The sequence below is a fragment of the Arthrobacter sp. MP_M4 genome (genome assembly GCF_035984855.1).
Lineage (GTDB): Bacteria > Actinomycetota > Actinomycetes > Actinomycetales > Micrococcaceae > Arthrobacter.
In genome coordinates this window covers 115,189-138,479 of the sequence record NZ_JAXCHX010000006.1, presented here as the reverse complement: position 1 = coordinate 138,479, position 23,291 = coordinate 115,189, and the positions used below count along the sequence as shown (strand labels likewise).

General features: G+C 65.8%; 19 protein-coding genes. 9 read left to right on the top strand and 10 right to left on the bottom strand.

What is annotated here, in order from left to right; translation table 11 throughout:
• Positions 1-646: HNH endonuclease signature motif containing protein (locus RCH15_RS07740; protein WP_326959682.1), on the top strand; the 646-nt coding region annotated here is incomplete at its 5' end.
• Between the two features lie 200 nt (positions 647-846).
• Complete coding sequence (gene heR, locus RCH15_RS07735) at positions 847-1,641, top strand: heliorhodopsin HeR (RefSeq protein WP_326959680.1); 795 nt, start codon at positions 847-849, stop codon at positions 1,639-1,641.
• A gap of 214 nt (positions 1,642-1,855) precedes the next feature.
• Here heR and RCH15_RS07730 read toward each other — a convergent pair whose 3' ends face one another.
• Entirely contained in the window at positions 1,856-2,752 is an 897-nt protein-coding gene (locus tag RCH15_RS07730) for an SDR family oxidoreductase (protein ID WP_326959678.1), read from the bottom strand.
• A 16-nt stretch (positions 2,753-2,768) separates the two neighbouring features.
• Positions 2,769-4,217, bottom strand: a complete 1,449-nt coding sequence (locus tag RCH15_RS07725; RefSeq protein WP_326959676.1) for an MFS transporter — start codon at positions 4,215-4,217, stop codon at positions 2,769-2,771.
• A 167-nt stretch (positions 4,218-4,384) separates the two neighbouring features.
• On the opposite strand from RCH15_RS07725, the gene RCH15_RS07720 reads away from it, so the two are divergent.
• The gene (locus tag RCH15_RS07720) at positions 4,385-4,981 is read left to right on the top strand and encodes a TetR/AcrR family transcriptional regulator (protein WP_326959674.1); all 597 of its coding nucleotides are present in this window, start codon (positions 4,385-4,387) and stop codon (positions 4,979-4,981) included.
• Positions 4,982-5,377: 396 nt separating this feature from the next.
• Here the strand turns inward: RCH15_RS07720 and RCH15_RS07715 are convergent, their stop codons facing one another.
• Positions 5,378-6,340, bottom strand: coding sequence for a glycerophosphodiester phosphodiesterase (locus RCH15_RS07715; RefSeq protein ID WP_326959672.1), 963 nt, complete (start codon positions 6,338-6,340; stop codon positions 5,378-5,380).
• A 50-nt stretch (positions 6,341-6,390) separates the two neighbouring features.
• Between RCH15_RS07715 and RCH15_RS07710 the strand changes: the two genes are divergently transcribed.
• Positions 6,391-7,728: a DUF445 domain-containing protein gene (locus RCH15_RS07710; RefSeq protein WP_326959670.1), complete on the top strand. Its 1,338-nt coding sequence runs from the start codon at positions 6,391-6,393 to the stop codon at positions 7,726-7,728.
• A gap of 69 nt (positions 7,729-7,797) precedes the next feature.
• Here RCH15_RS07710 and RCH15_RS07705 read toward each other — a convergent pair whose 3' ends face one another.
• The 3 genes from RCH15_RS07705 to RCH15_RS07695 all read right to left on the bottom strand — a co-directional run bounded on the left by RCH15_RS07705 (position 7,798) and on the right by RCH15_RS07695 (position 10,883).
• Positions 7,798-8,547, bottom strand: coding sequence for a LamB/YcsF family protein (locus RCH15_RS07705; protein WP_326959668.1), 750 nt, complete (start codon positions 8,545-8,547; stop codon positions 7,798-7,800).
• The gene (locus RCH15_RS07700; protein WP_326959695.1) at positions 8,538-9,377 is read right to left on the bottom strand and encodes a hypothetical protein; all 840 of its coding nucleotides are present in this window, start codon (positions 9,375-9,377) and stop codon (positions 8,538-8,540) included. The genes RCH15_RS07705 and RCH15_RS07700 overlap by 10 nt, the downstream gene beginning before the upstream one ends.
• A 132-nt stretch (positions 9,378-9,509) precedes the next feature.
• Complete coding sequence (locus RCH15_RS07695; RefSeq protein WP_326959666.1) at positions 9,510-10,883, bottom strand: NAD-dependent succinate-semialdehyde dehydrogenase; 1,374 nt, start codon at positions 10,881-10,883, stop codon at positions 9,510-9,512.
• Positions 10,884-11,125: 242 nt separating this feature from the next.
• On the opposite strand from RCH15_RS07695, the gene RCH15_RS07690 reads away from it, so the two are divergent.
• Positions 11,126-12,454 carry an MFS transporter gene (locus RCH15_RS07690; RefSeq protein ID WP_326959664.1) on the top strand — a complete coding sequence of 443 codons (1,329 nt, stop codon included), beginning with the start codon at positions 11,126-11,128 and terminating at the stop codon, positions 12,452-12,454.
• A gap of 50 nt (positions 12,455-12,504) precedes the next feature.
• Here RCH15_RS07690 and RCH15_RS07685 read toward each other — a convergent pair whose 3' ends face one another.
• The 4 genes from RCH15_RS07685 to RCH15_RS07670 form a co-directional block, all read right to left on the bottom strand.
• The gene (locus RCH15_RS07685) at positions 12,505-14,835 is read right to left on the bottom strand and encodes a glycoside hydrolase family 65 protein (protein WP_326959662.1); all 2,331 of its coding nucleotides are present in this window, start codon (positions 14,833-14,835) and stop codon (positions 12,505-12,507) included.
• Between the two features lie 60 nt (positions 14,836-14,895).
• On the bottom strand, positions 14,896-15,633 hold the full coding sequence (locus RCH15_RS07680) for an HAD family hydrolase (RefSeq protein ID WP_326959660.1): 738 nt from the start codon (positions 15,631-15,633) through the stop codon (positions 14,896-14,898).
• A 646-nt stretch (positions 15,634-16,279) separates the two neighbouring features.
• A complete protein-coding gene (locus RCH15_RS07675; RefSeq protein WP_326959658.1) occupies positions 16,280-16,906 on the bottom strand; it encodes an alpha/beta hydrolase in 627 nt (208 codons plus the stop codon).
• Positions 16,907-16,915: 9 nt separating this feature from the next.
• Positions 16,916-18,136, bottom strand: coding sequence for a beta-ketoacyl-[acyl-carrier-protein] synthase family protein (locus tag RCH15_RS07670; protein WP_326959656.1), 1,221 nt, complete (start codon positions 18,134-18,136; stop codon positions 16,916-16,918).
• A 420-nt stretch (positions 18,137-18,556) separates the two neighbouring features.
• Here RCH15_RS07670 and RCH15_RS07665 point away from each other — a divergent pair, with 420 nt between their 5' ends.
• From RCH15_RS07665 to RCH15_RS07650, 4 genes are all read left to right on the top strand, one after another.
• Positions 18,557-18,820, top strand: a complete 264-nt coding sequence (locus tag RCH15_RS07665) for a DUF6458 family protein (RefSeq protein ID WP_326959654.1) — start codon at positions 18,557-18,559, stop codon at positions 18,818-18,820.
• Positions 18,821-19,416: 596 nt separating this feature from the next.
• The gene (locus RCH15_RS07660) at positions 19,417-20,220 is read left to right on the top strand and encodes a DeoR/GlpR family DNA-binding transcription regulator (protein WP_326959652.1); all 804 of its coding nucleotides are present in this window, start codon (positions 19,417-19,419) and stop codon (positions 20,218-20,220) included.
• Entirely contained in the window at positions 20,217-21,203 is a 987-nt protein-coding gene (locus tag RCH15_RS07655; protein WP_326959650.1) for a 1-phosphofructokinase family hexose kinase, read from the top strand. Before RCH15_RS07660 ends, RCH15_RS07655 begins: the two co-directional genes overlap by 4 nt.
• Before the next feature lie 2 nt (positions 21,204-21,205).
• Positions 21,206-23,242, top strand: a complete 2,037-nt coding sequence (locus RCH15_RS07650) for a PTS fructose transporter subunit IIABC (RefSeq protein WP_326959648.1) — start codon at positions 21,206-21,208, stop codon at positions 23,240-23,242.
• The last annotated feature ends 49 nt before the right edge of the window (positions 23,243-23,291 follow it).

The following is a 23,291-nucleotide window of genomic DNA, read 5'->3' as shown; positions in this document are numbered from 1 at the left end:
AGAGCCCGCCACCCTGGACGGCTACGGTCCGATCCCGCCCTCCATGGCCCGACGCCTGATCGCAGAAGGAGCCGGCTCCTTCCACCGGGTCCTGACCGACCCCCGCGACGGTGCACCCCTGGAGATCGGCCGGACCAGCTACCGGCTCACCACCTCCCAGCGGCGCTGGCTTCGCCTCCGGGACGGCAAATGCCCCTTCCCGGGCTGTAACAACGCCTCCCTGGACAACGAAGCAGACCACCTGCTGGCCTGGGCCGACGGCGGGACGACCGGGATCACGAACCTGGGCCAGCCGTGCCGCAAACACCACCGCCTCAAACACGCCTCGGCCTGGACACCCACCGGGGCCAGTCAAGACCACCCGCCCGGATGGACGTCCCCGATGGGACGGCGGTACCCCAGCGAATCCCAGGACTGGGAACCACCGCCCTGGCCAGCCATCCTCACAGCCCTGACCCAGCCACCGGACCGGGGGTCGCCGGCAGCTCAAACCCCGGACCCGCAAACGAACCCGGGGCCGCCACTGGACAAGGGCCAGGGCCGGCCCCCGCCACCGGACGAGGAACACGACGCGGACTTGGACCGCCCTATTATGAAAATCAACCCGTGCGGGCATGGTGGTCCGCTGATACCAGTGCTCGGCTAGAGGCAGAGCGGCTTTGAGTATCTGTTGTTTGCTTTCGCTGGTCCCCCTCCGGCGGCCTGTTCGCGCAGTAGTCATTGGCAGATTCCAGCCTGGTGGTCCTTGACATGCACTTGTAATAATCCCTAGAATTTTAATTCAACAGTCGTTCAATTGGAGGGCGTGTCCTCAACGTCCTTACCAACGAACCAAGGGGCAACGCCGTGACCCAATCCTTGGCATCGCCGTCGATTGCGACGGGCGTGACTCCTGAACGCCTCCGAGGCTTACGGCGGTGGAACATCGCACTCGCAGTACTGCATCTCGGTCAGGCTGCCGTGCTTCTCTTCCTGACGAACGACTTCGCGATTCCGGTACTAGCTTCGTATGTCGATGGTCCACCCGGAGCCGGAGAGGAGGGCGGACTCGTAACTTCGACGCTGTTCGGGCTGACGATCGGGTATGTCCTCGTGGCATTCCTCGCTCTGGCTGGCATTGATCACCTGCTGACGGCCACGCTCGGCCGCAGAATCTATGAACGTGACCTCCGGCGCGGCATCAACCGGTTCCGGTGGGTCGAGTACTCGTTCAGCGCGACACTTATGGTCATCGTGATCGCGCTTTACTGGGGCATCGTGACTATCAACGCCCTCATCGTCGTCGCCGGCGCCAACGTCGCGATGATTCTGTTCGGATACCTTCAAGAGCGAATGAACCCCCCGGGCCGAACAGCGACCACGATGGTCCCGTTTTGGTTCGGTACGCTGGTTGGAGTGACTCCGTGGTTGGCGATGGGCCTTAACATCCCGCTGTACTCCGACGCTCCGGAGTACATCTTCGTCATCTTGGCGATTCAGGGCGTTCTCTTTTTCTGCTTTGGACTCACTCAGTGGCTTCAGTACCGGGAAATAGGCCCGTGGGCCAACTATGCGTTCGGTGAGAAAACGTATCTGGTGCTGAGTCTCGCGGCGAAATCCCTGCTGACGTGGCAGGTCTTCCTGGCCTCTCTCATCGCATGAATAAATAACTACTCAGGCGGAAGCATTCGTGCCTGGTGGATCAGGGATCTTCAGTAGAAACGTTGCCTTGGCTGACGTTGGTGGGCGATACCGTAGCGGATAACCAATCACAGCTCCTCGACACCATGGGCCTCCAGAACAGCGGCTCACCGGCTTGGCCGTGGATGGCCGCGGCGGTTTTAGGCTGGCCGGGCATTCGTTTGCGGGAATGCCCCTAACCAAGGATTCGGGCTGAGAGGGTTTCCGCCGCTGCGACGACGTGGTCCCGGTGGTCGTCGGACATCAGCCAGGGATTGGGTTCTATTGGTTGGGCATGCCGATTGAATAGTGCGCCCGATCTGTCTTCCAGGGCTGGATGGACCACCAGGGGGACCACTTTTTCTGCGTAGGCCTCCGCGCTCTGGAACAGCAGACCTATGAGGGTTTGCTGTGCTCGCAGTTTCAAGGTCGCTTGTCCGAGGACACCGGCCATGATGTTGGTCTTGATGATGCCGGGATTCATACCGAACACGTTGATGTCCGGAAACCGAGCGGCAGCATGGTGGACCAGAGCCTCGTTGAACACGACGGTGTTGCTGTGGGCTGTCTGCCAGCGGTAGTTTCGGGTCGATTGAATATCTGTGAGATCCAGGACGCGTTCGCCGCCGGGAAACCCCCAGACAAAAAGGCGGGGCTTCTGCCGCTTTGATGGCCTTACCCGGCCCAGCCCTGGCGCTAATTCCTGAGCAACGACCCACCGGCTCATTGCGCTCGTGGCCAGATCTTTCTCCACCCCTTCCGGTGTCACTTCGCGCGTCCGTCCCGCAAAGATCCCGTGGGTGAGCAGGACTGCGTCGAAGGTTTCGGCCGGTAGGTCGCGGGCCACCTGGCGGGCGTTGTTCAGGGACGACAGGTCTGCCGGGATAAATGACCTCTTGGGGTGGGGAGGGTCCTTGAGCGCCCTTCCGACGACGGTGACCTCGGCCCCTTTGCGCAGCAGGGAGTGGGTGATGGCCCGGCCAAGGCCCCCGGTACCGCCGAAGATCACCACCCGGAGACCCTCGTAATCGGTCTGGTCAGAAGACAGCGTTCCGGGTTTCCAGTCCTGTCGGAGCGTTCCGAAGGAAGACATTTATAGATTCCTTTCTTCAGGCCCAAGGCTCAGGCGCTGGCGTTGCGCTGGCCCTGGGCCCGACGTGGCCATCGGTAAGTCGACTGTTCTTGCCGATGATGAAGACCCAGGCGATCCCCATGAGCAGCAGCACCACCGAGCTGATTTCGAAGGCTGCCACGTAGCCGGCGACGAGCGCGTCGGGCGTGGGAGCATTCAACGCATGGTCTGAGACATAGCGGGTGGTCACCGACGCCGCGACGGTGTTGAGGACCGCGATGCCGATGGTTCCGCCGATTTGTTGACTGGTGTTCAGCGTTGCGGAGGCAATCCCGCTGTCCTTGTCTTCTACTGCGGACAGGGCAGTGGAAGACAAAGGCACGAAAATAAGGCCGAAGCCGAGGCTGGCCAGAATCATGAACGGGAGCACCGCACTCAGGTACGAGCTTGAGGGTGTGAGCTGGGCAAACCCGAGCATCGCCCCGGACATGAGCATGAAGCCGGCGAACGTCACAAAACGCGGTCCGGATCTGGCCAGGAGCTGACTGGCAATTCCGGCACTGAGGATCACCCCGGCGGAGAACGGCAGGAAGGACAGGCCTGACTGAACCGGAGTGAGCCGGAGAATGAGCTGCAGGAAGTAGGACAGGAACAGGAAGAACGACAAGCCGCCTGTGCCGACGAAGAACGCGGCAAGATATGCACCGCCCCGCTGCCGGTTGCGGATAATCCGCAACGGAAGCATCGGCGCGGCCGACCTCGTCTGGATAACGACAAAGGACACGAGAAGAACAACTGCAAGGGCGAGGCACCCCACCGTCGCGATACTTCCCCACCCGGAACTTTCGGCCTGACTGATCCCGTAGACGAGAAAGAAGAGACCCGCCGTGACGGTCAGTGCCCCGGGAACGTCATAACGAGGCCGGCCGGGGGTGCGCGACTCCCGCACAAAGTAGACGGCCAGGACGGCAGCGATCACGGAGATTGGCACGTTCACCAGCAGGCACCATCTCCAACTCGCATACTCCGTAAGCACCCCGCCCAGGATCAACCCAATTGCTGCGCCTCCACCGGCAATGGCCCCATAGACGCCGAAGGCTCGCGCGCGTTCTTTGGAATCGGAAAAGGTGACGCTGATCAGCGAGAGGGCCGCCGGAGCAAGCAGGGCCGCGAACAACCCCTGAAGACCACGCGACGCGAAAATGACCCCGGCCAACGCGCCGGCTTGAGGCAGGAGCCCGCCAAGCGCGGAGGCGACTGCGAAGCCAAGGAGGCCGATGATGAACATCCGCTTTCGGCCTGCATAGTCCGCGATCCGGCCGCCCAGCAGAAGAAGACTGCCGAACGCGAGGGTGTAGGCGGTAATGATCCATTGACGGTTATCATCGGTGATGCCCAGGTCTGCCTGGATGGAGGGCAGCGCGATGTTTACGATCGATCCGTCGAGAACAACCATAAGCTGGGCCAAAGCAACGACAACGAGCACGCGCCAACGATTCGAATCCTGACCTTGCATACTTTCCCGTTGGGGACCACTACCGTGCGTTCCGACGTCCATGAGCCCGACTCCATTATTTCAACAGCTGTTTAATTTTGATCGTAGAGTCCGCTAGCATTGGCTGTCAAGGAACAGAAGAAGGCCGGGTTGAGAGAATGACCGCTGCAAAACCGGGTCGCCGGAAGGGCACGAGCGAAAGCCGGCAGGAGATCCTGGAGGCGGCCCGAGCTCTCTTCGCCCAGCACGGGTATCAGCGCACCACCATCCGCCTGATCGCGGAACGCGCCGGCGTTGATCCGAGTCTCGTGATCTACTACTTTTTGAGCAAGGAGCACCTGTTCGCGGCAGCAATGCCCGAACCCAGCGAGGCCGCCCTTGCTGCACCAAAGCTCATGGCAGCTATGCCGAAGGCAGATGCCGCCCGAGCGATCGGACTGCGGATACTCGAGGCCGTCAACTCGCCTGGGACAAGCAATGTTCTCGGGATCATCAGGGCAGCCAGTTCAAAGCCAGAGGCGGTGGCACAACTGCGCGAAGTGTTCGTCAGCCGAATGATGCTTCCCATGATCACTGAACTTGGACTGTCCCGGCCTAAGGAGCGCGCTGTCCTGCTCTCCTCCATCGTTACCGGGATGACCTTCGTGCACGAGATGCTGGACATCAAGATCGAATGGCCCACGCTGGACGAGACAGCCGAGCTTGAGCTGATCGCAAAGGCGATCGAACTCGTCCTCACCGTGGATCTCGACTAGGCCCCGGCACTCGAAGCCCGCGACGCCGCCCGAGAGGACCGCATGGTCCGCCACGAATCACTGTCGAAGGTATGCCGCCTGCCGGGACGACCCACAGACCAGTTAGATGGATGGCCAGTAAACCGGTGGTTCAACTGGTGAGCCCGAGAAATCTCGGGACTGCCGCCTGACCCCGGCACGGACCCAGGCCAGGAAATCCCCGTCGACCCTCTTACCCTCAAGGTACCAACTAACTGCCTGAAGCAGGGCTCCCGTTGTCTCGAATGACCTTTTGCCCTGGAATATTCGTCCTGCCCGGAGCTCCGTCTACCGGCGGCCGAGGTTGCCTGCCCTGGCTAGCTGCCGGGTGCCCGGCCCCGGACATCCCCGACATGCTCTGGGCGCCGAAACCTCGGCTCAGCCTCGGCCCTGGGTTCCGAGGTTCTGAATCCCGAGGTTCTGGATTCCGTGGCCGCCCTGGGTTTCAATGCTGTGAGGGCCGGAAGTGAGCTGGGCCAAGACGCGCGCGGGCCAGTTCGTGGTCACCTCGTGAAGTCCCAGCTCCTGGCACAGTGCGACGTCGTATTCGGAGTCAACGGTCCAAACGCGGAAGCGGCGGCCGGAATTCAGCCAGCGCCGGATAGTGCGCGAATGCCCGCGGACGTAGTCGATGCCCGGGCCGGCAAGACCAGCCTCGCAGTCGTCCAGAATCCGCTCGGCCTCGGTTTGCGCGGCCCGCATGACATTGGCCAACGCACCACCGGTGATTGGCCCAAGGCCGAGTTCCTCGCGAATCTCCTCGACTTCGACGTCGTCCACGAGCTGGCACACAGCGGAGGACGGGACGGATTCCAGCAGGTGCTTCACGGCCTCAGGGCTGAAACTCATGAACGAGACCTCGATGTTGCCGAGCCGGGACGTTATCGGATCCCAGCCCTCGGCGGCGAGGACTTCCAGGACCCGGTCTTCGAGCTTCAGCTGGAAGGGACTCGGGTGTTTGAGCTCAATGGCAAGCCCAATTTTCCGATCCGCCGTCCGCAATATGTCCAGCACGTCCGGGAGGGTCAAAAGCTGGGTTGACCGGCCGCCGTACTCGTCCGGAATTCTGGCGCCCTTCCAGGAGGAGAAGTCGAGCTGTCGAAGCTCCTCAAGGGTCCGGTCGGCCACCGGGCCGGTGCCGTCCGACGTGCGGTCCAAGGTGGCGTCATGCAGCAGCACCGCCTGCTGGTCCCGCGTGAGGTGGATATCGCACTCTACCCCGTCGGCGCCGTCAGCTATCGCCTGCAAGTAGGCGGCCCTGGTGTGCTCGGCGAATACTCCGCTGGAACCCCGGTGGGCGTAGACCAGCGGACGTACCGCAGCGGACTCGTCAGTCGTCATGCTGCCACGTTAGCCGACGGCCGCTCACAAAGCCGGGCTAGGCTGGGCACATGCAGGTGAACACTGAAACAAGTACCCGCCCGGAGGGGCCCAGCGGCTCCGGAACGCCGGCCACCGGCGCCCCCGCCCCCCGCTCATCCATCGCCTCCAGCGACGCCGAAAAGGCATCCGCGCTGCGGAGGATGAAGCTGCTGGCCCTCTCGCTGCTGGTCCTGATGGCCATCATTTTTGTGGTCGCCTTCGCACTCCAGAAGCAGTACCCCTGGCTTGAGTACGTCCGGGCCGCGGCTGAGGGTGGCATGGTGGGCGCCCTCGCCGACTGGTTCGCAGTGACGGCCTTGTTCAAGTATCCGATGGGTCTCAAGATCCCGCACACCGCCATCATTCCGCAGCGCAAGGACCAAATCGGAGCCTCGCTGGGCGAATTCGTGGAGACCAATTTTCTCTCCGAGGATGTGGTCCAGCAAAAACTTGCTTCTGTCGACATCGCCCGCAAGGCAGGCGCCTGGCTCTCCGGCCCCGGCGGCCCGGAACGCGTCGCCAAGGAGGGCGCCGCCGTCATCCGCGGAGCCTTTACGGTGCTCAATGACGACGACGTGCAGGCAGTAATCGAGGGAATGGTCCGCCGGCATCTGCTTACCCCGCCGTGGGGTCCTCCGGTGGGCCGGGTCGCGCAGCGGATTTTCGACGACGGCCATCACCACGCCCTGGTGGATGTGCTTGTGGACCGGACCGTCGACTGGGTGCGGGACAACCAGGAGACGGTCAACCATCTGGTGACCGACCGCTCCCCCACCTGGGTGCCGTCATTCGTTGACGGGCTGGTGGGAGACAAGGTCTACGTGGAGATCCTGAAGTTCACCCGCGCTGTGCAGTCGGACCCGCAGCACCAGGTCCGGCTGTCGATCGACAAGTACCTCAAGGACCTCGCCCAGGATTTGCAACACGATCCGGTGATGATCGCCCGGGCCGAGGGCATTAAAGCCCAGGTTCTCGGTGATCCCGAGATCCGCGAACTGGCGTCCCGTACCTGGGGGACCATCAAAGCCGCGCTGCTCTCCGCCGTCGACGATCCGCACAGCGAACTCACCGTCCGGTTCAAAGCCGCAGTGCACGACTTCGGCACCCGGCTGGTGGTCGACCCCGAGCTTGCCGGCAAGGTGAACAAGTGGATCGGGGACGCCGCCGGGTACCTCGTGAAGACGTACCGCTCGGACATCGCGGGCGTAATTACCGATACCGTGGCACGCTGGGACGCGGAGGAAACCTCGCAGAAGATCGAACTCCAGATCGGCAAGGACCTGCAGTTCATCCGGATTAACGGCACTGTGGTGGGAGCCCTCGCCGGGCTTGCGATCTTCGCGGTGGCGCACCTGGCCTTCGGCTAGCAGCCCGACGCTCCGCGGCTGCGGGGAGCTGCTGGAGCGGGGGCGTGCGGCGGACCGTTCAGGCCGGGGTCAGGCGAAGCTCTCCAGTTCCACGCCGGCACCTTCGAGGGCTGCCCGGACTGAGGCGGCTGTAGCGGCGGAGCCGGGAGTGTCGCCGTGCAGGCACAGGGAGTGGGCTTCGATCCGGAGCACTGTGCCGTCCACGGCCTCGACCTCGCCTTGCGTGGCGAGGCGCACGGCCCGTTCGGCAATCCGGTCGACATCGTCCAACACTGCACCGTCCTGCGAGCGCGGCAGGAGGGTACCGTCGGGCAGGTAAGCGCGGTCTGCGAAGGCTTCGGCGAAGACCGGGTGGCCGGCCTCCCGGGCGAGACCAAGGAGGGCCGAGCCCGGGAAGCCCAGGACCGGAAGACCGGGGTCATAGGCCTGGATGGCAGCCACCACCGCGGACGCCTGCTCGGCGTCGCGCACCGTCCGGTCGTACAGCGCGCCGTGCAGCTTGACGTACTCCACGGAGGCGCCGACGGCGTGAGCCACCCCGTCCAAGGCGCCGAGCTGGTACAGCACGGCGCCGAAAAGATCATCGAAGGTAATGTCCATGGACCGGAGGCCGAACCCGGCGAGATCCGGATAGCCCAAGTGCGCCCCGACGCGGACATCGAGCTCATAGGCTGCCCGGCAGGTGTCCAGCATGGTCACGGGGTCCCCGGCGTGCAGGCCGCAGGCCACGCTGGCGCTCGTAACGAGCGGGAACATCGCTGCGTCGTCACCCATGGTCCAGGTCCCGAAGGACTCCCCCAAGTCAGCGTTTAGGTCCATGACGTGCCGCTTCCGTGCGCTGGTCCGCCCTTGACGTCTTGGCTCTGGACGGCCGGCGGGCCGTCAAAGTCGTTGGTGCCGCCCAGCTCGCCGGGAATGACGAGCGGCATCGGGCCGAATGCTTCCTTGGCGTTCGCGACGACGGCCCGGCCCATCATCCGGTTGCCCACGCCACCCACGACAGCGCCGATGCCGAACGGCAGTGCCCGTCCCAACAGGGCGGTGCCCTGCTTCTTCAGCAGGGTCCGCAGGAACATCGTCTGGATCCGTTCCCGCACCGAGCCAAAGCCGGCAAGCGGGGCCCGTCGGGCGAAGAGGGAGCCCCAGGCCTGTGTGGGGCCCCTGCCCTGCCCGGCCGCCTGTCCGCTCACTGAGCTCAGCAATGCGGTGCCTTCCTCGCCCAGCATGATCGCCATGACCAGGGTGCTGGCTCGTTCCGGGTCTTCCAGCCGTACCCCGTGGAGTTCGGCGAGGGAGGTGGAATACAGGGCGGTGGCCTCAAGGAAACCAACGGTCGCGGCGGCCGAGAGCCCCAGGGCGGCTGCGGTTCCAACACCGGGAATCACGGCTGCTCCGCCGACGAGCGCGCCGCCGCCCGTGACGGCCACGAGGTAATCGCGTTCCAGCGTCGCGGCGAGCTGCGCCGCCGTGGCGTGGGGGTGCTTCCGCTGGAGCCGGCGGAGATTCGCCAGAACCAGCGGGCGCTGAACTTCAACGGCCCGCAGGAGCACGTTATGCACGCCCTGCTTGGGCTTGCCCTGGGCATCGAACATCGCGTTATGTGCTGACTGCTGGGCAATCTTCATTGCCGGGTTGCTGCGCTTGGCCATCATCGCCTCTCCGTGAACCGTAAGTGTGCTGAGGTTCTTCCTTTGCTTAACATTAGCCGGAGCCGGCGCACAGCGAGGGCGGGTGGGCATTTGCCCACCCGCCCTCGGCCTGCCCGCAGGCCCCTGCCGCGTTTAGCGCGGGGTCCGGATGAGCTTCTTGTTGACGAACTCGTTCATGCCGAACCGTGCCAGTTCCCGCCCGACGCCGGAGCGCTTGACGCCGCCGAACGGCAGGTCCGCCTGGGTTTCGGCGACGGAGTTGATGAAGACCATTCCGGTGTCCAGCCGGTCCGCCACTTCCTTGGCCTTGTCGGTGTCGGCGCTGAAGACTGCGCCGCCCAGACCGTACGGGGAACCGTTGGCCAGCTCGATGGCTTCCTCTACGCTGGCGACCTTGTAGATGACCGCTGCCGGGCCGAAGAGTTCTTCGGCGAACGCGCGCATTCCCGGGGTGACATCGGTCAGCACGGTGGGCTCAACGTAGGCGCCGGGGCCGTCAACGTGGTGACCGCCGGTGCGCAGGGTCGCGCCCTTGTCCACAGCGTCCTGGATTTGTTCGATCAGCCCGTCGGCGGCGCTCTGCGAAGACAGCGGCCCGAAGCGCGTATCGGCGAGCAGCGGGTCTCCCGGCTTGATCACGGACATCTTCGCGGTGAATTTCTCCACGAATTCCTCGTAGAGGTCCGCAAGGATAATGAAGCGCTTCGAGGCGGTGCACGCCTGGCCGGCGTTCCCCATCCGCCCGCTGACCGCGGCCTTGACGGTGGCGTCCAGATCATCGGAGTCAAGGACGATGAACGGATCGCTGCCGCCCAGCTCCAGCACATACTTCTTCAGGTTCCGGCCGGCCACCTCGGCGACAGCCGATCCGGCCCGCTCGCTGCCGGTCAGGGAAACGCCCTGGACGCGGTCGTCCGCGATGACTTCAGCCACCTGCTCATTGCTCAGGAACACGTTGATGTAGGCACCCTCGGGGAGTCCTGCGTCCTTGAAGATCTGCTCGATGGCGAGGGCCGACTGGGGGCAGCTGCCGGCGTGCTTGAGCAGGATGGTGTTGCCGAGGATCAGGTTGGGCGCGGCGAACCGGGCCACCTGGTAATAGGGGTAGTTCCACGGCATGATGCCCAGGAGCGGTCCCACCGGGGCGGAGCGGACGATTGCCTCGCCGCCGCCCTTGACGTCCAGCAACTCGTCCGCAAGGAAGGACGGGCCCTCTTCGGCGTAGTAGGAATAGATGTCGGCGACCAGCCCCACCTCGCCCCGTGACTGGGCGAGCGGCTTGCCCATCTCCGTGGCGATCAGCCGGGCCAGTTCGTCCTGGCGCTCCCGGTAGAGCTCAGCCACACGCGCAATCACCTTGGCGCGGGCCTCCACGGGCGCCGCCTGCCAGTCCGCGAACGCAGCCTTCGAGGCCGCGAGCGCTTGCTCCACGTCGCCCGCGGTGGCGAGCGGGAATTCTTTCAATGTCTCTCCGGTCGCGGGGTTTACTGTCTTGTAGGCAGTCATCTATCCACCATCTCCGATTCTGATTGGTTCAGCCTTAATGGGCCCATGCCCGCCCCCCGCATTAACAGCATGGCGCTGCAACTGCGTGGGAGCCGATCGGTGCCCGGTACGTCGGAACGGGCAGACCCGGTGGGGTTGCCCGTCCACCATGCCTAACCCCGGCGCGGCGACGCCTATTCCATCGGATCATCCGGGTCCGAAAACTGCAGCCCCTCACCGGGCCGGACCTTTAGACTGGAGCCATGCGCTCGCTGAGGGCCCTGCGCCCATTCGCGCACCGGGAATACCGGGTGCTCATTGCAGCTCTGGCCATCTCCATTTTTGGCTCCGGAATGTGGGCCGTGGCGATGGTTTACGAGGTGATCCATCTGGGCGGGGGCCCGCTGGAGCTGTCCCTTGTTGCCGCGGCTGGCAGCGTGGGCCTCGTCGCCTTTGTTCTTGCGGGCGGGGTGGCGGCGGACCGGTTCCCGCAGCGGCTCCTCATCATCGCGGTGGAAGGAGCCAACCTGGCCGTCATCGCCGCCATCAGCGGGCTGGCCATGCTGGGCTGGCTGCAGCTCTGGCATCTCGCGCTCGGTGCGTTTGTGCTGGGAGTCGGAGCGGCGTTCTTTTTTCCGGCCTACTCCGCCATACTCCCCAGGATCCTTCCGCCGGAGGACCTGCTCGCGGCAAACGGCATGGAGGGCACTATGCGGCCCATCCTGCAGCAGGCCGCCGGTCCCGCCGTCGCCGGCGTCCTGGTTGCCGCCCTGTCCCCCGCGCACGCAGTGACCGGGGTGGCGGCGTGCCACCTGGTGGCATTTTCCATCCTTAACTTTCTCCGCCACCAGCCACGCCAGGCGTCAGGCCCGGGGACAGACGCGGCGGCAGAAGGAGGGGATGGCCTCGTGGACGGCGCTGCTCCCGGACCCGGCGGAACGGCTACGACGTCCGTGCTGCACGATCTCCGCGAGGGGGTCAGCTACACACTCCGCACGCCCTGGCTGCTGTGGACGCTCCTGTGGGCCTGCATCTCCGTGCTGTTCCTGATCGGCCCCATTGAAGTGCTTTTGCCGTTCGTGGTCCGCGACCAGCTCGGCGGCGACTCACGGATGTTCGGTTTCCTGCTCGCGATCATGGGCGTAGGCGGGGCCGCAGCCTCACTGGCCACAGCCTCCTTTCCCCTTCCGCGCCGCTACCTCAGCGTGATGATGGTCAGCTGGGGTGCCGGCAGCCTGCCACTGGCCGCCGTTGGCGTCATCGACAGCTTCTGGGTGCTGGCGGCCGCGCTCTTTGTCTTCGGCGCCACCGGCGGCGCGGGCATGGTCATCTGGGGAACACTGCTGCAGCGCCGGGTGCCGCCGCACCTCCTGGGCCGGGTCTCCAGCCTGGATTTCTTCGTGTCCCTTGCCCTGATGCCGGTCTCCATGGCCCTCGCAGGGCCCGCCGCCGAGGTCCTCCCGGTGGAGTTGATTTTCCTAGTCGCGGGGACGGTGTGCCCGGTCATGGCCGTGATTGCCCTGGCCGTCGCGCGGATGCCGGCCGATGAGGCCGCACATCCGCTGGGCGACGGCCTCGTGGACGCGGTGTGACCCCGGACCGAAGCCTGCGTGCGGGGCGCCCCGGTCCGAAGCAGCGCGGCTCAGACCGCCGCCCGCACGATCGGGATGGACGCCGTCGGGAGTCCGCTCGGGAAGACCGTGGGCTCAGGCACCGCCACCGGGGCCAGCTGAACCCGCACCGGATCGCCGTCGATCGTGAGCAGCTCGCCGCGGACGTCGATGTCCAGCGGCCCGCCCTCGCGCACGGTCAGGCTGATGGCGCCCTGCTCCAGTTCCAGCTGCAGCAGCCTGCCTTGGATTTTCAGGTGGAAGGACAGCCCGTCCCACCCGGCTGGCAGCCGGGGGTCGAAGTACGGCACGGCGCCCTGGTCCCTCAGGCCCGCGAAGCCGCTGACCAGCGAGCTCCAGACCCCGCCGGTGGACGCGATATGCACACCGTCCACCGTGTTGCCGTGGGTGTCGTCCAGGTCGATGAACAACGCGTGGATGAAGTGCTCCAGCGCGGCCTCGCCATAGCCGACCTCGGCCGCCATGATGCCCTGCACGCACGCGGAAAGAGTGGAATCGCCGGTGGTGATCGGGTCGTAGAAGTCGAAGGCTCGCTGCTTTTCCTCGGCAGTGAAGTCCTGCCATTGCAGGAACATGGCCAGCACGCTGTCCGCCTGCTTGAGCACCTGGTGGCGGTAGATCACCAACGGGTGGAAGTGCAGCAGCAGCGGGTATTGGGACCGCGGCGTGCTCCAGTCCCACGGCTCCAGAGCCATGAAATCGTTGTCCTGCGAGTGCACCTGGAGGTCATCGTCGTAGGGCAGCAGCATGCGGGTGGCTGCTTGCTCCCAGAGCTGGCGCTCGGCGTCGTCGATCTCCGGGTGGTCCAGGGCCGCCGCGGCGCGCAGGTTAAACCGGGCCATGACGTTGGTGTAGAGGTTGTCATTGACGACGGCGGTGTACTCGTCCGGGCCGGTGACACCATGGATGTGGAAGAGCCCGTCCTTGCCGAAGAAGCCCAGCGAAACCCACATCCTGGCGGTCTCAATCAGCAGTTCCGCGCCGAGGGTGTCCTGGAAGGTGTGGTCGCCACTGGCCCAGATGTAGCGGTTGGTCGCGAAGGCGATCGCCGCGGCGATGTGGAACTGTGCCGTGCCGGCGGCGTAGTAGGCGCTGGCTTCGAGACCGTTGATGGTGCGCCACGGGAAGAGTGCACCCTCCACGCTGAGCTCCTTGGCGCGGATCTTGGCCTCCGGCAGCATCGCGTGGCGGAACTCGAGGACCTGGCGGGCGTTGCCGGGGCTGGTGTACGTCAGGTACGGCATGAGGTACACCTCCTGGTCCCAAAAGTAGTGGCCGTCATAGCCGGAGCCGGACACGCCCTTGGCCGGAATTCCGGCGATGTCCGCGCACGCCGTGGCCTGGGCCAGCTGGAAGAGGTTCCAGCGGACGGCCTGCTGGAGCTCAGTCTGGCCAGCGAGCACAATGTCGGCAGTGGCCCAGTAGGCGCGGTAATGCTCCGCGCTTTCGGCGAAAATCTCCGCGAGCGGCCTGAGGCCCGTTTCGGCATCATCCGCGAGGTCCTCGGAGGTCTGCCCGACGGCGTAGCTGACGCTTTTCTCGAGCACGAAGGGCTCGTCGGCACCCACGGCCAGGACGTACCGGACGCTGCTGTCGTCCTCGTGCACCAGGGTGTCAAAGGGCTGCACCCCGGCGTTGGTCCAGTGGTCGACAGCCAGTCCGATGCGCTGCTTGGACTCGGCAGTCTCCCAGGACAGACGCAGGGACCCATCGCCGCCGTCGAGCCGTACGGGGAGCAGCACCCGGCCGGCGTGCCGGCCCGCGCGCCGGGGGTCGTGGGCCGAGTGATCCTCGACCGGCTGATCCTGGCGGTTGATAACCGAGGAGGTGACGTCTGCGGAGACGTCCCGGTCCGCGACGAGTTGCAGTGAGATGCCTAGCGCCCCGCGGGTCTGGTAGCCGACTGCACGTCGTTCCGTGGTGGTCACGGTGGCGCCGGAGCGGCACTGCCAGGCGATCGTACATTCGTAGACGCCGGTGGCGAAGTCGACGCTCCGCCGGTAGTCGAGCACGGTGGATTCTTCCAGGCTCAGCGTCTCGCCGTCGATGACCACGGTGAAGTTGTTGGCGTCCGGGATGTACAGGATCCGCTGGCCGGTACGGGCGAAGCCGTAGGCGTTCTCAGCGTGCTTGATGTCCCAGGTCTCGTGGAAGCCATTGATGAAGCTGCCCGGCAGCTCGGCGTCGGCGGCGGCCCAGTGGGCGCCGCGGATGCCCAGGTGCCCGTTGCCCAAACTGAACAGGGTTTCCAGCGTGCCGGCGTTGCCGGGAAGGTGGACGGTCTCAATCAACTGCCAAGGGTCGTTGGGGAACCGTGCACGGTCCGAGGTGATGAGGGCCATTATTTTCCTTCAGGCGGATAAAGAAGCAGGTGAATCGTTCGGGGACCGTGCGCGGAGAGGCTAGAGGAATTCTTCGAGGTCGTTGACCACAAGCGTGGCTCCGGCGGCGAGCAGCACTTCCCGGCCGGCCCCACGGTCCACACCAATCACCGAATGGAAGTTTCCTGCGCTGCCGGCCTGGACGCCGGACACAGCGTCCTCCACGACGACGCACCCGGCGCTGGGCAGTCCCAGCAGCCGAGCGGCGTATTCGTAGGTTGCCGGGCTTGGCTTTCCGGGCAACCCCTCATTGACGGCGACAACACCGTCGACCACCACGGGGAAGTAGTCGGAAAGTCCCGCGGCTTTCAGCACCGCCGGGGCGTTGCGCGAGGAGGAGACGACGGCGACCTTAAGCCCGCGGGTCAGGGCGGCCTCAAGAAACCGGACGGAGCCCTCGTAGGGCTTGACGCCGCCGGCCTCGACGATGTCATTGAAAACTTTGTTCTTACGATTGCCCAGGCCGTGGACAGTGTCGTGCGCCGGATCGTCATCCAGCGGGCCTTCGGGCAGAACAATGGTGCGCGAGGCCAGGAAGTCCCGCACGCCGTCGAAACGCGGCTTGCCGTCGATATGGTCGAAGTAGTCACTTTCCCGGTACCCGGCGGCCTCGGGCGCGGTCTTGAGGAACCCGTCAAAAAGTTCCTGCCAGGCGCGTTCGTGCACAATCGCGGTGGGGGTCAGGACGCCGTCAAGGTCGAAGAGGATGGCGGAGGCCCCGGCCCAGCTCGAAGGGGTGCTGTTGGGTGACTCGGTCATGGAACGGTTGTCCTTTCAGACGGCGGGTCAAACTGGGGGCAGACGATTCTTGGGAAGACGGGCGGCAGCGGGCGATGCCAGGGTCCGGGGAACATTGGTGGGCCAGCCTGCTGGCTTATTGCCCGCTCACGCGGACGCCGGTCAACGCCGGCGAATCCCCTTGCGCGCTAGGAGCGGGAGCTCCGGAGGCCGGCCCGCATGCGAACCCACAAGCCCGGGGCGTAGGGACTGGTGGCCCAGGCGGGCGGCATTACTTGGAAGGCTTCGGTAGCCCGCAGGAAAGGTGCGAAGGGAGAGGTCGGCGACGTTCTGCACGAACACGCGTGGCGGCTTGGCCTGCAACACGGGGCTCAGCCCTTTCTTCCCCTGAAGTCGTGGGCCCTAAACATGGCCCATCCCGAGTGTAAGCGCTTACAAAATTGACGCGCAAGTGGATTTATTGACAAAGGTCTTTCGACCCTGTTGTTGTGTACTGAAACGGGCACTAAAGCAGAGCGGTGCCGGGTGCGAAACAGGCATACACGTGGTGACGGTTCCCGGCGTCGGGATTCCCGGTGCCGCAGTTAAGCTGACGGGATTCAGCCGACGGGATTAACCTGCGGGATTTAGCTTGCGCGATTCGGCCGGCAGGTCTGGCCGGCGGCCCTCAAGTGGCGGGGCGAAGCACGTAGTGCCGGAGGAAGGCGCTGACGTCAACCAGTTCGGCCGCCGAGATGGAGTGTCCCATGCCGGGGTACGTCCGCGCCGTCAGTTGGGTGTGCTGGTGCAGCCATTCCCCGGTGTGCTCCGTGGCGGCGTCATTGATGACCAGGTCGTCCCGGTCCCGGCCCCAGAAGAAGGGCGGATGCGCGTCGGATGATTCGCTCATCGCCAGGAGCTCGTTGTCCAGGACGAAACCGGACAGCCCGACGCCGGCACAAAACTGGGCCGGGCGCAGCCGCATCAGGGTGGTGGCCATGGCCATGCCCTGCGAGTAGCCGAGCAGGCTCACGCTGCTGTGCTGGCCTTTGACCGATTCGATCCAGTCGAGGACGGCGTTGGCGGAGGAGATGACGTCGGCGAAGTCGTGCGTCAGGAAGTAGTCGAGCACGAACCAGCCGTAGCCGTCGCCGATTTCTTTGGGGCCGCGCAGCGCGGCGCAGCTGAACCCGGCCGGCAGGCTCTCGAAAAGCTTCACCATCCGCGATTCATCCCGGCCGTACCCGTGCATCATGACCAGCAGCGGCGTTCCTGCGCGTTCGGATTCCGGTTTGGACCAGGCGACTGTCTCCATCGGAACAGCCTAGCTTCCGGTAATCACCAGCGCGGTGCTGTGGCCGCCGAATCCGAAGGCGTTGGCCAGGCCCGCTTTGGCCGCTCCGCCCACCACCGAGTCCCGGAGGAGGTTAAGGTCGATCCCCTCCCCGGGTTCATTGAGGTTGCCGGACCCCGGAAAGGACCCGGTCTTGAGGGCCTGGACCAGCACGACGGCTCCCAGCGCGCCGGCGCCGCCAAGGAGGTGCCCAGTGAGGGACTTTGTGGCGGTGACGGGGACCTGGTTGCCGAGCACGGCCCGGATGGCTTCGGCTTCGAGCCTGTCACCCACCGGCGTGGACGTCGCGTGGGCGTGGACCAGTCCGATGTCGTCGGCTCCCAGTCCGGCGGCGGAAATTGCCTTCTCCATCACCCTGCGCTGCATGGCCGGGTCAGCGGCGACGATGTCGACGGCGTCGGATGTCACCGCAGTTCCGGCCACGACGCCGAGGATCTCCGCTCCGCGGGCGCGGGCGTGGTCTTCGCGTTCCAGGACCAGCACTGCCGCGCCTTCGGCCAGCACGAACCCGTCCCGGTCCCGGTCGAAGGGCCGGGAGGCTGACTGCGGGTCATCGTTGCGGGTGGACAAGGCGCGGATCTGCGCGAAACCGCTGATCATGAGCCCGTTAATGCAGGCATCCACACCTCCGGCGATCACCACGTCCGCTGCCCCGGCCCGGATCATGTCGGCGGCCTGGGAGATCGCTTCCGCCCCGGAGGCGCAGGCGCTCACCGGCGTGCGCGCACCACCCTTGGCGCCGACGTCGATGGACACCCAGGCAGCGGGCGCGTTGGCCATGATGCGGGTGAGGGTGTGGGGGGACACCCTGCGCGGGCCGCTCGCGTCCAGCGCCCGGGTCTGCTCCAGGATGGTGTCCAGGCCGCCGTAACCGGACCCAATCACCACGGCGAGGCGTTCCGGATCGGCGTCGGGACAGCCGGCCTGGGCCCATGCCTCGCGGGCCGCGATGAGGGCCAGGTGTCCGCACCGGTCCATCCGCTTGTACTCGGGGGTGGTGAGCAAGGATGCGACGTCGACTCTTACCCGGCCGGCCATGCGGACAGGGAGTCTTGCGGCCCAGTCGTCGTCGAGCGCTGCGATCCCGGAGTGTCCGGCCAGCAGGGCGGACTGCGTTGCGGCCGCGGTTCCGCCTACGGGGGTGACGGCGCCAAGTCCGGTGACAACCACTTTGGGGGAAACGTCAGGCATGGGTACCGAATTCTGTGAGGTTCTTAGTGGGACCGGCGGGTTGGGCGGTGCGGCACCGGCGGTCTGGGAACGGGAGGGGGAGCCTGGGGCGGAGCGTGTGCAAACAGTCAGGGCGGCAGCACGGATCGGACCGTCCGCCGCGCGCCCCTATGCCCTGCACTCTTAAAGGGTACGTGCGATCCCTCGGGGCCGGACTTTTGTGAACCCGGGCCGGCAAAGTTCCGCTGCGCTTTAGGACCGCGGCACGCCGGAGCCGCGCCGCCTCCGTCCGGTTCCCCGCGAAAATCGCCCTGACATGCGAAAACTGCCCGGAGCGGCGTCGCCTAAATCGTTGAACCCCTCCGCAGCGGGATGTAACCTGACGCTGGACAGCATGCTTAGCAATACCTATTCGTCCTATCGGACATCAAGGAGCACGTCATGAGAATCGGTTCCTCCATTTTCCTCATCGCCCTCGGCGCCATTCTGGCGTGGGCCATCACCCCCGGACTGATCCCCAACGTGGACCAGACCATGATTGGCTACATCCTGATGGCGGTCGGTGTGATCGGACTGGTCGCCTCTCTGATCCTGGCGTCGCCCGGGCGCAGCCGCACCCGTCGCGTCAGCGAAACCCGCTCCGTCGTGGACCCGAACACCGGCGAAACCATCACCCGGAACGAGAGCCGCGACGCCGGCATTTAGTCTCGCCGTGCCGCAGCGCAGCCCGTTGGATCAGCGCGCTTAGAACGACCGCACCAAGAACCACGGCACCAATAACCACGGCGACGCCGGGCCGGACCTGACAGGGTCCGGCCCGGCGTTTGTCGTTCCGGTGTCAATGCCCTGACCCCGAAGCAGGTCCAACCTCCGAGCCCACGGATGGGCGGAGTGCCGTTATGCCCATCCCCCGGCGCAAATAACGGGCATGTCCGCGGTGTGCAGGCCCAACGCCCACCCCACGGGGACATGCCCAACCTCCGAGCCCACGGATGGGCGGAGTCCCATTATGCCCATCCCCCGGCGCAAATAACGGGCATGTCCGCAGCGCGCAGGCCCAACGCCCACCCCACGGGGACATGCCCAACCTCCGAGCCCACGGATGGGCGGAGTGCCGTTATGCCCATCCCCCGGCGCAAATAACGGGCATGTCCGCAGGCCGGAGCACAGCTTTCTGTGTTCTTGTTGTTTTTCCATTGACAAAGCCACAGATTCAAAGATAAAGTCAATCAACTCCACTACCTGTGATGGCTATCACTGAGGCGGCGGAGGGCCCGCAGGACTGACGCAAGGGAGAGCCAGTGTTCGCCGAGGAACGCCAACAGCTGATCGTGGGGCTCATTGTCGCCAGTGGCCGCGCCACCGTCACGGACCTCGCGGATCGCTTCAGCATCACCACTGAGACTGTCCGCCGTGACCTTGCCGCCCTCGAAGCAGCCGGCAACGTCCGCCGGGTGCATGGCGGCGCTGTGTCGCCGGACCGCTTCAGCACCAACGAGGAAAGCATCCTTATCCGCACCGACCAGCGGCAGCCGGAGAAGATCCGGATCGCCGAGGCGGCCCTGGCGCTCATTCCGCGGGACCGCACCGGCAGCATCCTGATCGACGCCGGCTCCACCACCGAGGCCCTCGCAGAATTGCTGGCCGGCCGGACCGCGGCAACCGCCGCCATCTCCGGTCCCGGCGCGGAACTCGTGGTCATCACCCACTCGCTGCCCATCGCAGCCAAGCTGTCCGGTGAACCCGGCATCGCCCTGCACCTGCTCGGCGGGAAGGTCCGCGGAATCACGCAGGCCGCCGTCGGCCAGTCCACCGTGGAAGCTGCCCGCCGCATCCGCCCGGACATCGCCTTCATTGGCACCAACGGCATCCACGCAGCCTTCGGGCTGAGCACTCCCGATCCTGAAGAAGCCGCTGTCAAGGCTGCCTTCGTCCAATCAGCGCGCCGCATCGTGGTGTTGGCTGATGCCTCCAAGCTGGACACCGAAACACTGGTTCAGTTCGCCTCGTTGAAAGATCTGGACACCTTGATCACTGACACGAAACCCAGCCAGGACCTGGCCGACGCCCTCGCGGACGCCGGCGTGGAGGTGGTGGTCGCGTGATTGTCACCCTGACCGCCAACCCGAGCCTGGACCGCACCGTTGCCCTGCCCGGCGCCCTGGTCCGCGGCGAAGTGCAGCGGGCCATCTCCGTGCGGCAGGAAGCCGGCGGCAAGGGAGTCAACGTCTCCCGCGCGCTCGTCGCTTCAGGGCTGAAGACGGTCGCCGTGCTTCCCGGAGCCGAGGCGGACCCGGTCCTCGCCGGCCTCCGCGACAGCGATGTTCCCTTCGCCGCCCTCCCCATCGGCGAGCCGCTGCGCAGCAATGTGGCGCTCACCGAACCCGGCGGCGTCACCACCAAGATCAACGAACCCGGCCCGGTGCTGAGCGCGGACCAACAGGAAGCCCTGATCGGGCTCCTCCTGGACCGCGCCCGCGGAGCCAGCTGGGTCGTTCTGGCCGGATCGCTCCCACCCGGGGTTCCGGCTGATTTCTACGCCACCGTCACCCGGCGGCTGCGCACCATGGATCACGGCACTGAGGCCCCCCTCATCGCCGTCGACTCCTCCGGCGAACCGCTCGCCGCCGCAATTTCCGGCGACGCACTGGGGAAACCGGATCTCATCAAACCCAACGCAGAGGAACTGGTGGAACTGGCTGCCGCAGCCGGCTTCGCCACCCACAAATCTGCTGAGGAAATCGAGGCGGATCCGGAGGCAGCCGCCGTGGCCGCTTCCGCCGTCGTCCGGTCCGGTGTGGGCGCCGTACTGGCCACCCTCGGTTCCAAGGGTGCGGTCCTTGTCACGGCCGACGGCGCGTGGCTGGCCACGCACCCGCCGGTCACTGCAGTGAGCACGGTAGGCGCCGGCGATTCCTCGCTGGCCGGCTACCTGCTCGCCTCCAGCCGGGGCGCCGCCCCGGCCGATTGTCTCCGTCAGGCTGTGGCCCATGGTGCCGCCGCCGCTTCGCTGCCGGGCTCCACAGTTCCGGCAGTTCACCAAACCACCCCTGATGCCGTAACCATCACGGCCTTGAAGAAGGATTGACAGTGACTCAGCTCATCACCACCGATCTGGTCGAGCTCGACCAGAACCTGGGCAGCTCGCCCGAGGACGTGATCCGGCACCTCGCAGGCAAAGTTGCCGCCAACGGACGCGCCACCGAGGTTGAAGGCCTCTTCACCGACGCCTTCGCCCGCGAACAGAAGACGGCCACCGGGGTCCCCGGCGGCATCGCCATCCCGCATTGCCGCTCGACGGCGGTCACCGAACCGACCCTCGCGATGGCACGGTTGTCCCACCCGGTCGACTTTGGGGCCAAAGACGGTCCCGCGGACCTGATCTTCTTCATCGCAGCTCCCGAGGGCGCAGACCAGGAGCACCTGAAGCTGCTCTCCAAGCTGGCCCGCTCCTTGATCAAGAAGGACTTCACCGCTTCCCTGCGCTCGGCCGGTTCAGCGGCCGCGGTCGTCGAGCTCGTCGAAGGCGCCCTCGCGGACAAGCCTGCAACCCATTCCACCGCTGTGCCGGCAGCAACGGCCGCCGCGCCTGCGGGTGGAGCTCCCCGCGCCAAGCGCCTTGTCGCTGTGACCGCTTGCCCCACCGGCATCGCCCACACCTACATGGCGGCTGACTCGCTCGTGGCGGCAGCCAAGGAAGCCGGTATCGACCTGCAGGTGGAAACCCAGGGCTCCTCCGGGGCCAAACCGCTTGACCCTGCTGTCATCGCGGCCGCCGACGCCGTCATCTTCGCCGTGGACGTTGACGTGCGCGGCAAGGAGCGCTTTGCCGGCATGCCCGTGATCAACGCCCCGGTCAAGCGCGGCATCGACGAGCCCGGCAAGATGGTCCAGGAAGCACTCGCCGCAGCGGACAACCCGAACGCCCGCCGCGTTCCGCATTACGGGGCCGAGGAACAGGCCCAGAACGAGGCCGAGGAAAAAGGCGAGCACATCGGCACGAAGCTGAAGAAGGCTCTGCTCACGGGCGTCAGCTACATGATCCCCTTCGTGGCAGGCGGCGGTCTCCTGATCGCCCTTGGCTTCCTGCTGGGCGGTTACGACATCACCGGCTTCGCGGACAAGATCCTCGCTGAGAACACTATTGGCAATCTGCCGACCGAGTACCCGGAACTGGCGTGGGGCCCGTTAGGGGCCTACCTCGGGGCCGTGCTCTTCAAAATCGGCGCCCTCTCCCTCGGGTTCCTGGTTCCGGCGCTGGCGGGCTATATTGCCTACGCCCTCGCTGACCGGCCGGGCATCGCACCGGGCTTCGTTGCCGGTGCCGTTGCCGGGTTCATGGGCGCAGGCTTCCTCGGTGGCATCGTAGGCGGCCTGCTGGCCGGTTACGTGGCCCATGCGGTCGGCAGGCTCAGCGTTCCCCGCTGGCTGCGCGGCTTGATGCCTGTGGTGATTATCCCGCTTGTGGCCTCCCTCGTTGCCTCAGGCCTGATGTTCGTGGTCCTGGGCGGGCCGATCGCTGCTATCACCGTTGGCCTCAACGACTGGCTGTCCAGCCTCACCGGAGCCAGCGCCATCGCCCTCGGCGTCATTCTGGGCCTGATGATGTGCTTCGACCTGGGCGGACCGGTCAACAAGGTTGCCTACGCCTTCGCGGTGGCCGGCCTCGGAGCGGCTTCCATTTCCAACCAGGCACCGTGGCAGATCATGGCCGCTGTGATGGCTGCCGGCATGGTCCCGCCGCTGGCTATGGCCCTCGCCTCCACCGTGTTGAACAAGAAGCTCTTTAGCCTGGCGGAGCAGGAAAACGGCAAGGCCGCCTGGCTGCTGGGTGCCTCGTTCATCTCCGAAGGCGCCATCCCGTTCGCCGCGGCGGACCCGCTGCGCGTCATCCCGGCCAGCATGGTCGGCGGTGCCGTCACCGGAGCCATCTCCATGGCGGCCGGAGTCGGCTCGAAGGCCCCGCACGGCGGCATCTTCGTCTTCTTCGCGATCGACAACTTCCTGATGTTCGTCGTGGCCATCGCTGTCGGAACGGTCATCAGCGCCTTCTCCGTGATCGCGCTCAAGCGCTGGGCAGTCAAGAAGCAGGTTGATACGGTGGAAGCGGTTCCCGTAGCCGCCTGAGCCGGCCAGGAAGACCTTCCCTAGCTGATTTTCCCCAAGCTGAACCCAA

Coding starts and splice junctions, on each gene's coding strand:
- RCH15_RS07730 (WP_326959678.1), bottom strand. CDS start 2,752: ATGTCTTCCTTCGGAACGCTCCGACAGGACTGGAAACCCGGAACGCTG.
- RCH15_RS07720 (WP_326959674.1), top strand. CDS start 4,385: ATGACCGCTGCAAAACCGGGTCGCCGGAAGGGCACGAGCGAAAGCCGG.
- RCH15_RS07715 (WP_326959672.1), bottom strand. CDS start 6,340: ATGACGACTGACGAGTCCGCTGCGGTACGTCCGCTGGTCTACGCCCAC.
- RCH15_RS07710 (WP_326959670.1), top strand. CDS start 6,391: ATGCAGGTGAACACTGAAACAAGTACCCGCCCGGAGGGGCCCAGCGGC.
- RCH15_RS07705 (WP_326959668.1), bottom strand. CDS start 8,547: ATGGACCTAAACGCTGACTTGGGGGAGTCCTTCGGGACCTGGACCATG.
- RCH15_RS07700 (WP_326959695.1), bottom strand. CDS start 9,377: ATGGCCAAGCGCAGCAACCCGGCAATGAAGATTGCCCAGCAGTCAGCA.
- RCH15_RS07695 (WP_326959666.1), bottom strand. CDS start 10,883: ATGACTGCCTACAAGACAGTAAACCCCGCGACCGGAGAGACATTGAAA.
- RCH15_RS07690 (WP_326959664.1), top strand. CDS start 11,126: ATGCGCTCGCTGAGGGCCCTGCGCCCATTCGCGCACCGGGAATACCGG.
- RCH15_RS07685 (WP_326959662.1), bottom strand. CDS start 14,835: ATGGCCCTCATCACCTCGGACCGTGCACGGTTCCCCAACGACCCTTGG.
- RCH15_RS07680 (WP_326959660.1), bottom strand. CDS start 15,633: ATGACCGAGTCACCCAACAGCACCCCTTCGAGCTGGGCCGGGGCCTCC.
- RCH15_RS07675 (WP_326959658.1), bottom strand. CDS start 16,906: ATGGAGACAGTCGCCTGGTCCAAACCGGAATCCGAACGCGCAGGAACG.
- RCH15_RS07670 (WP_326959656.1), bottom strand. CDS start 18,136: ATGCCTGACGTTTCCCCCAAAGTGGTTGTCACCGGACTTGGCGCCGTC.
- RCH15_RS07665 (WP_326959654.1), top strand. CDS start 18,557: ATGAGAATCGGTTCCTCCATTTTCCTCATCGCCCTCGGCGCCATTCTG.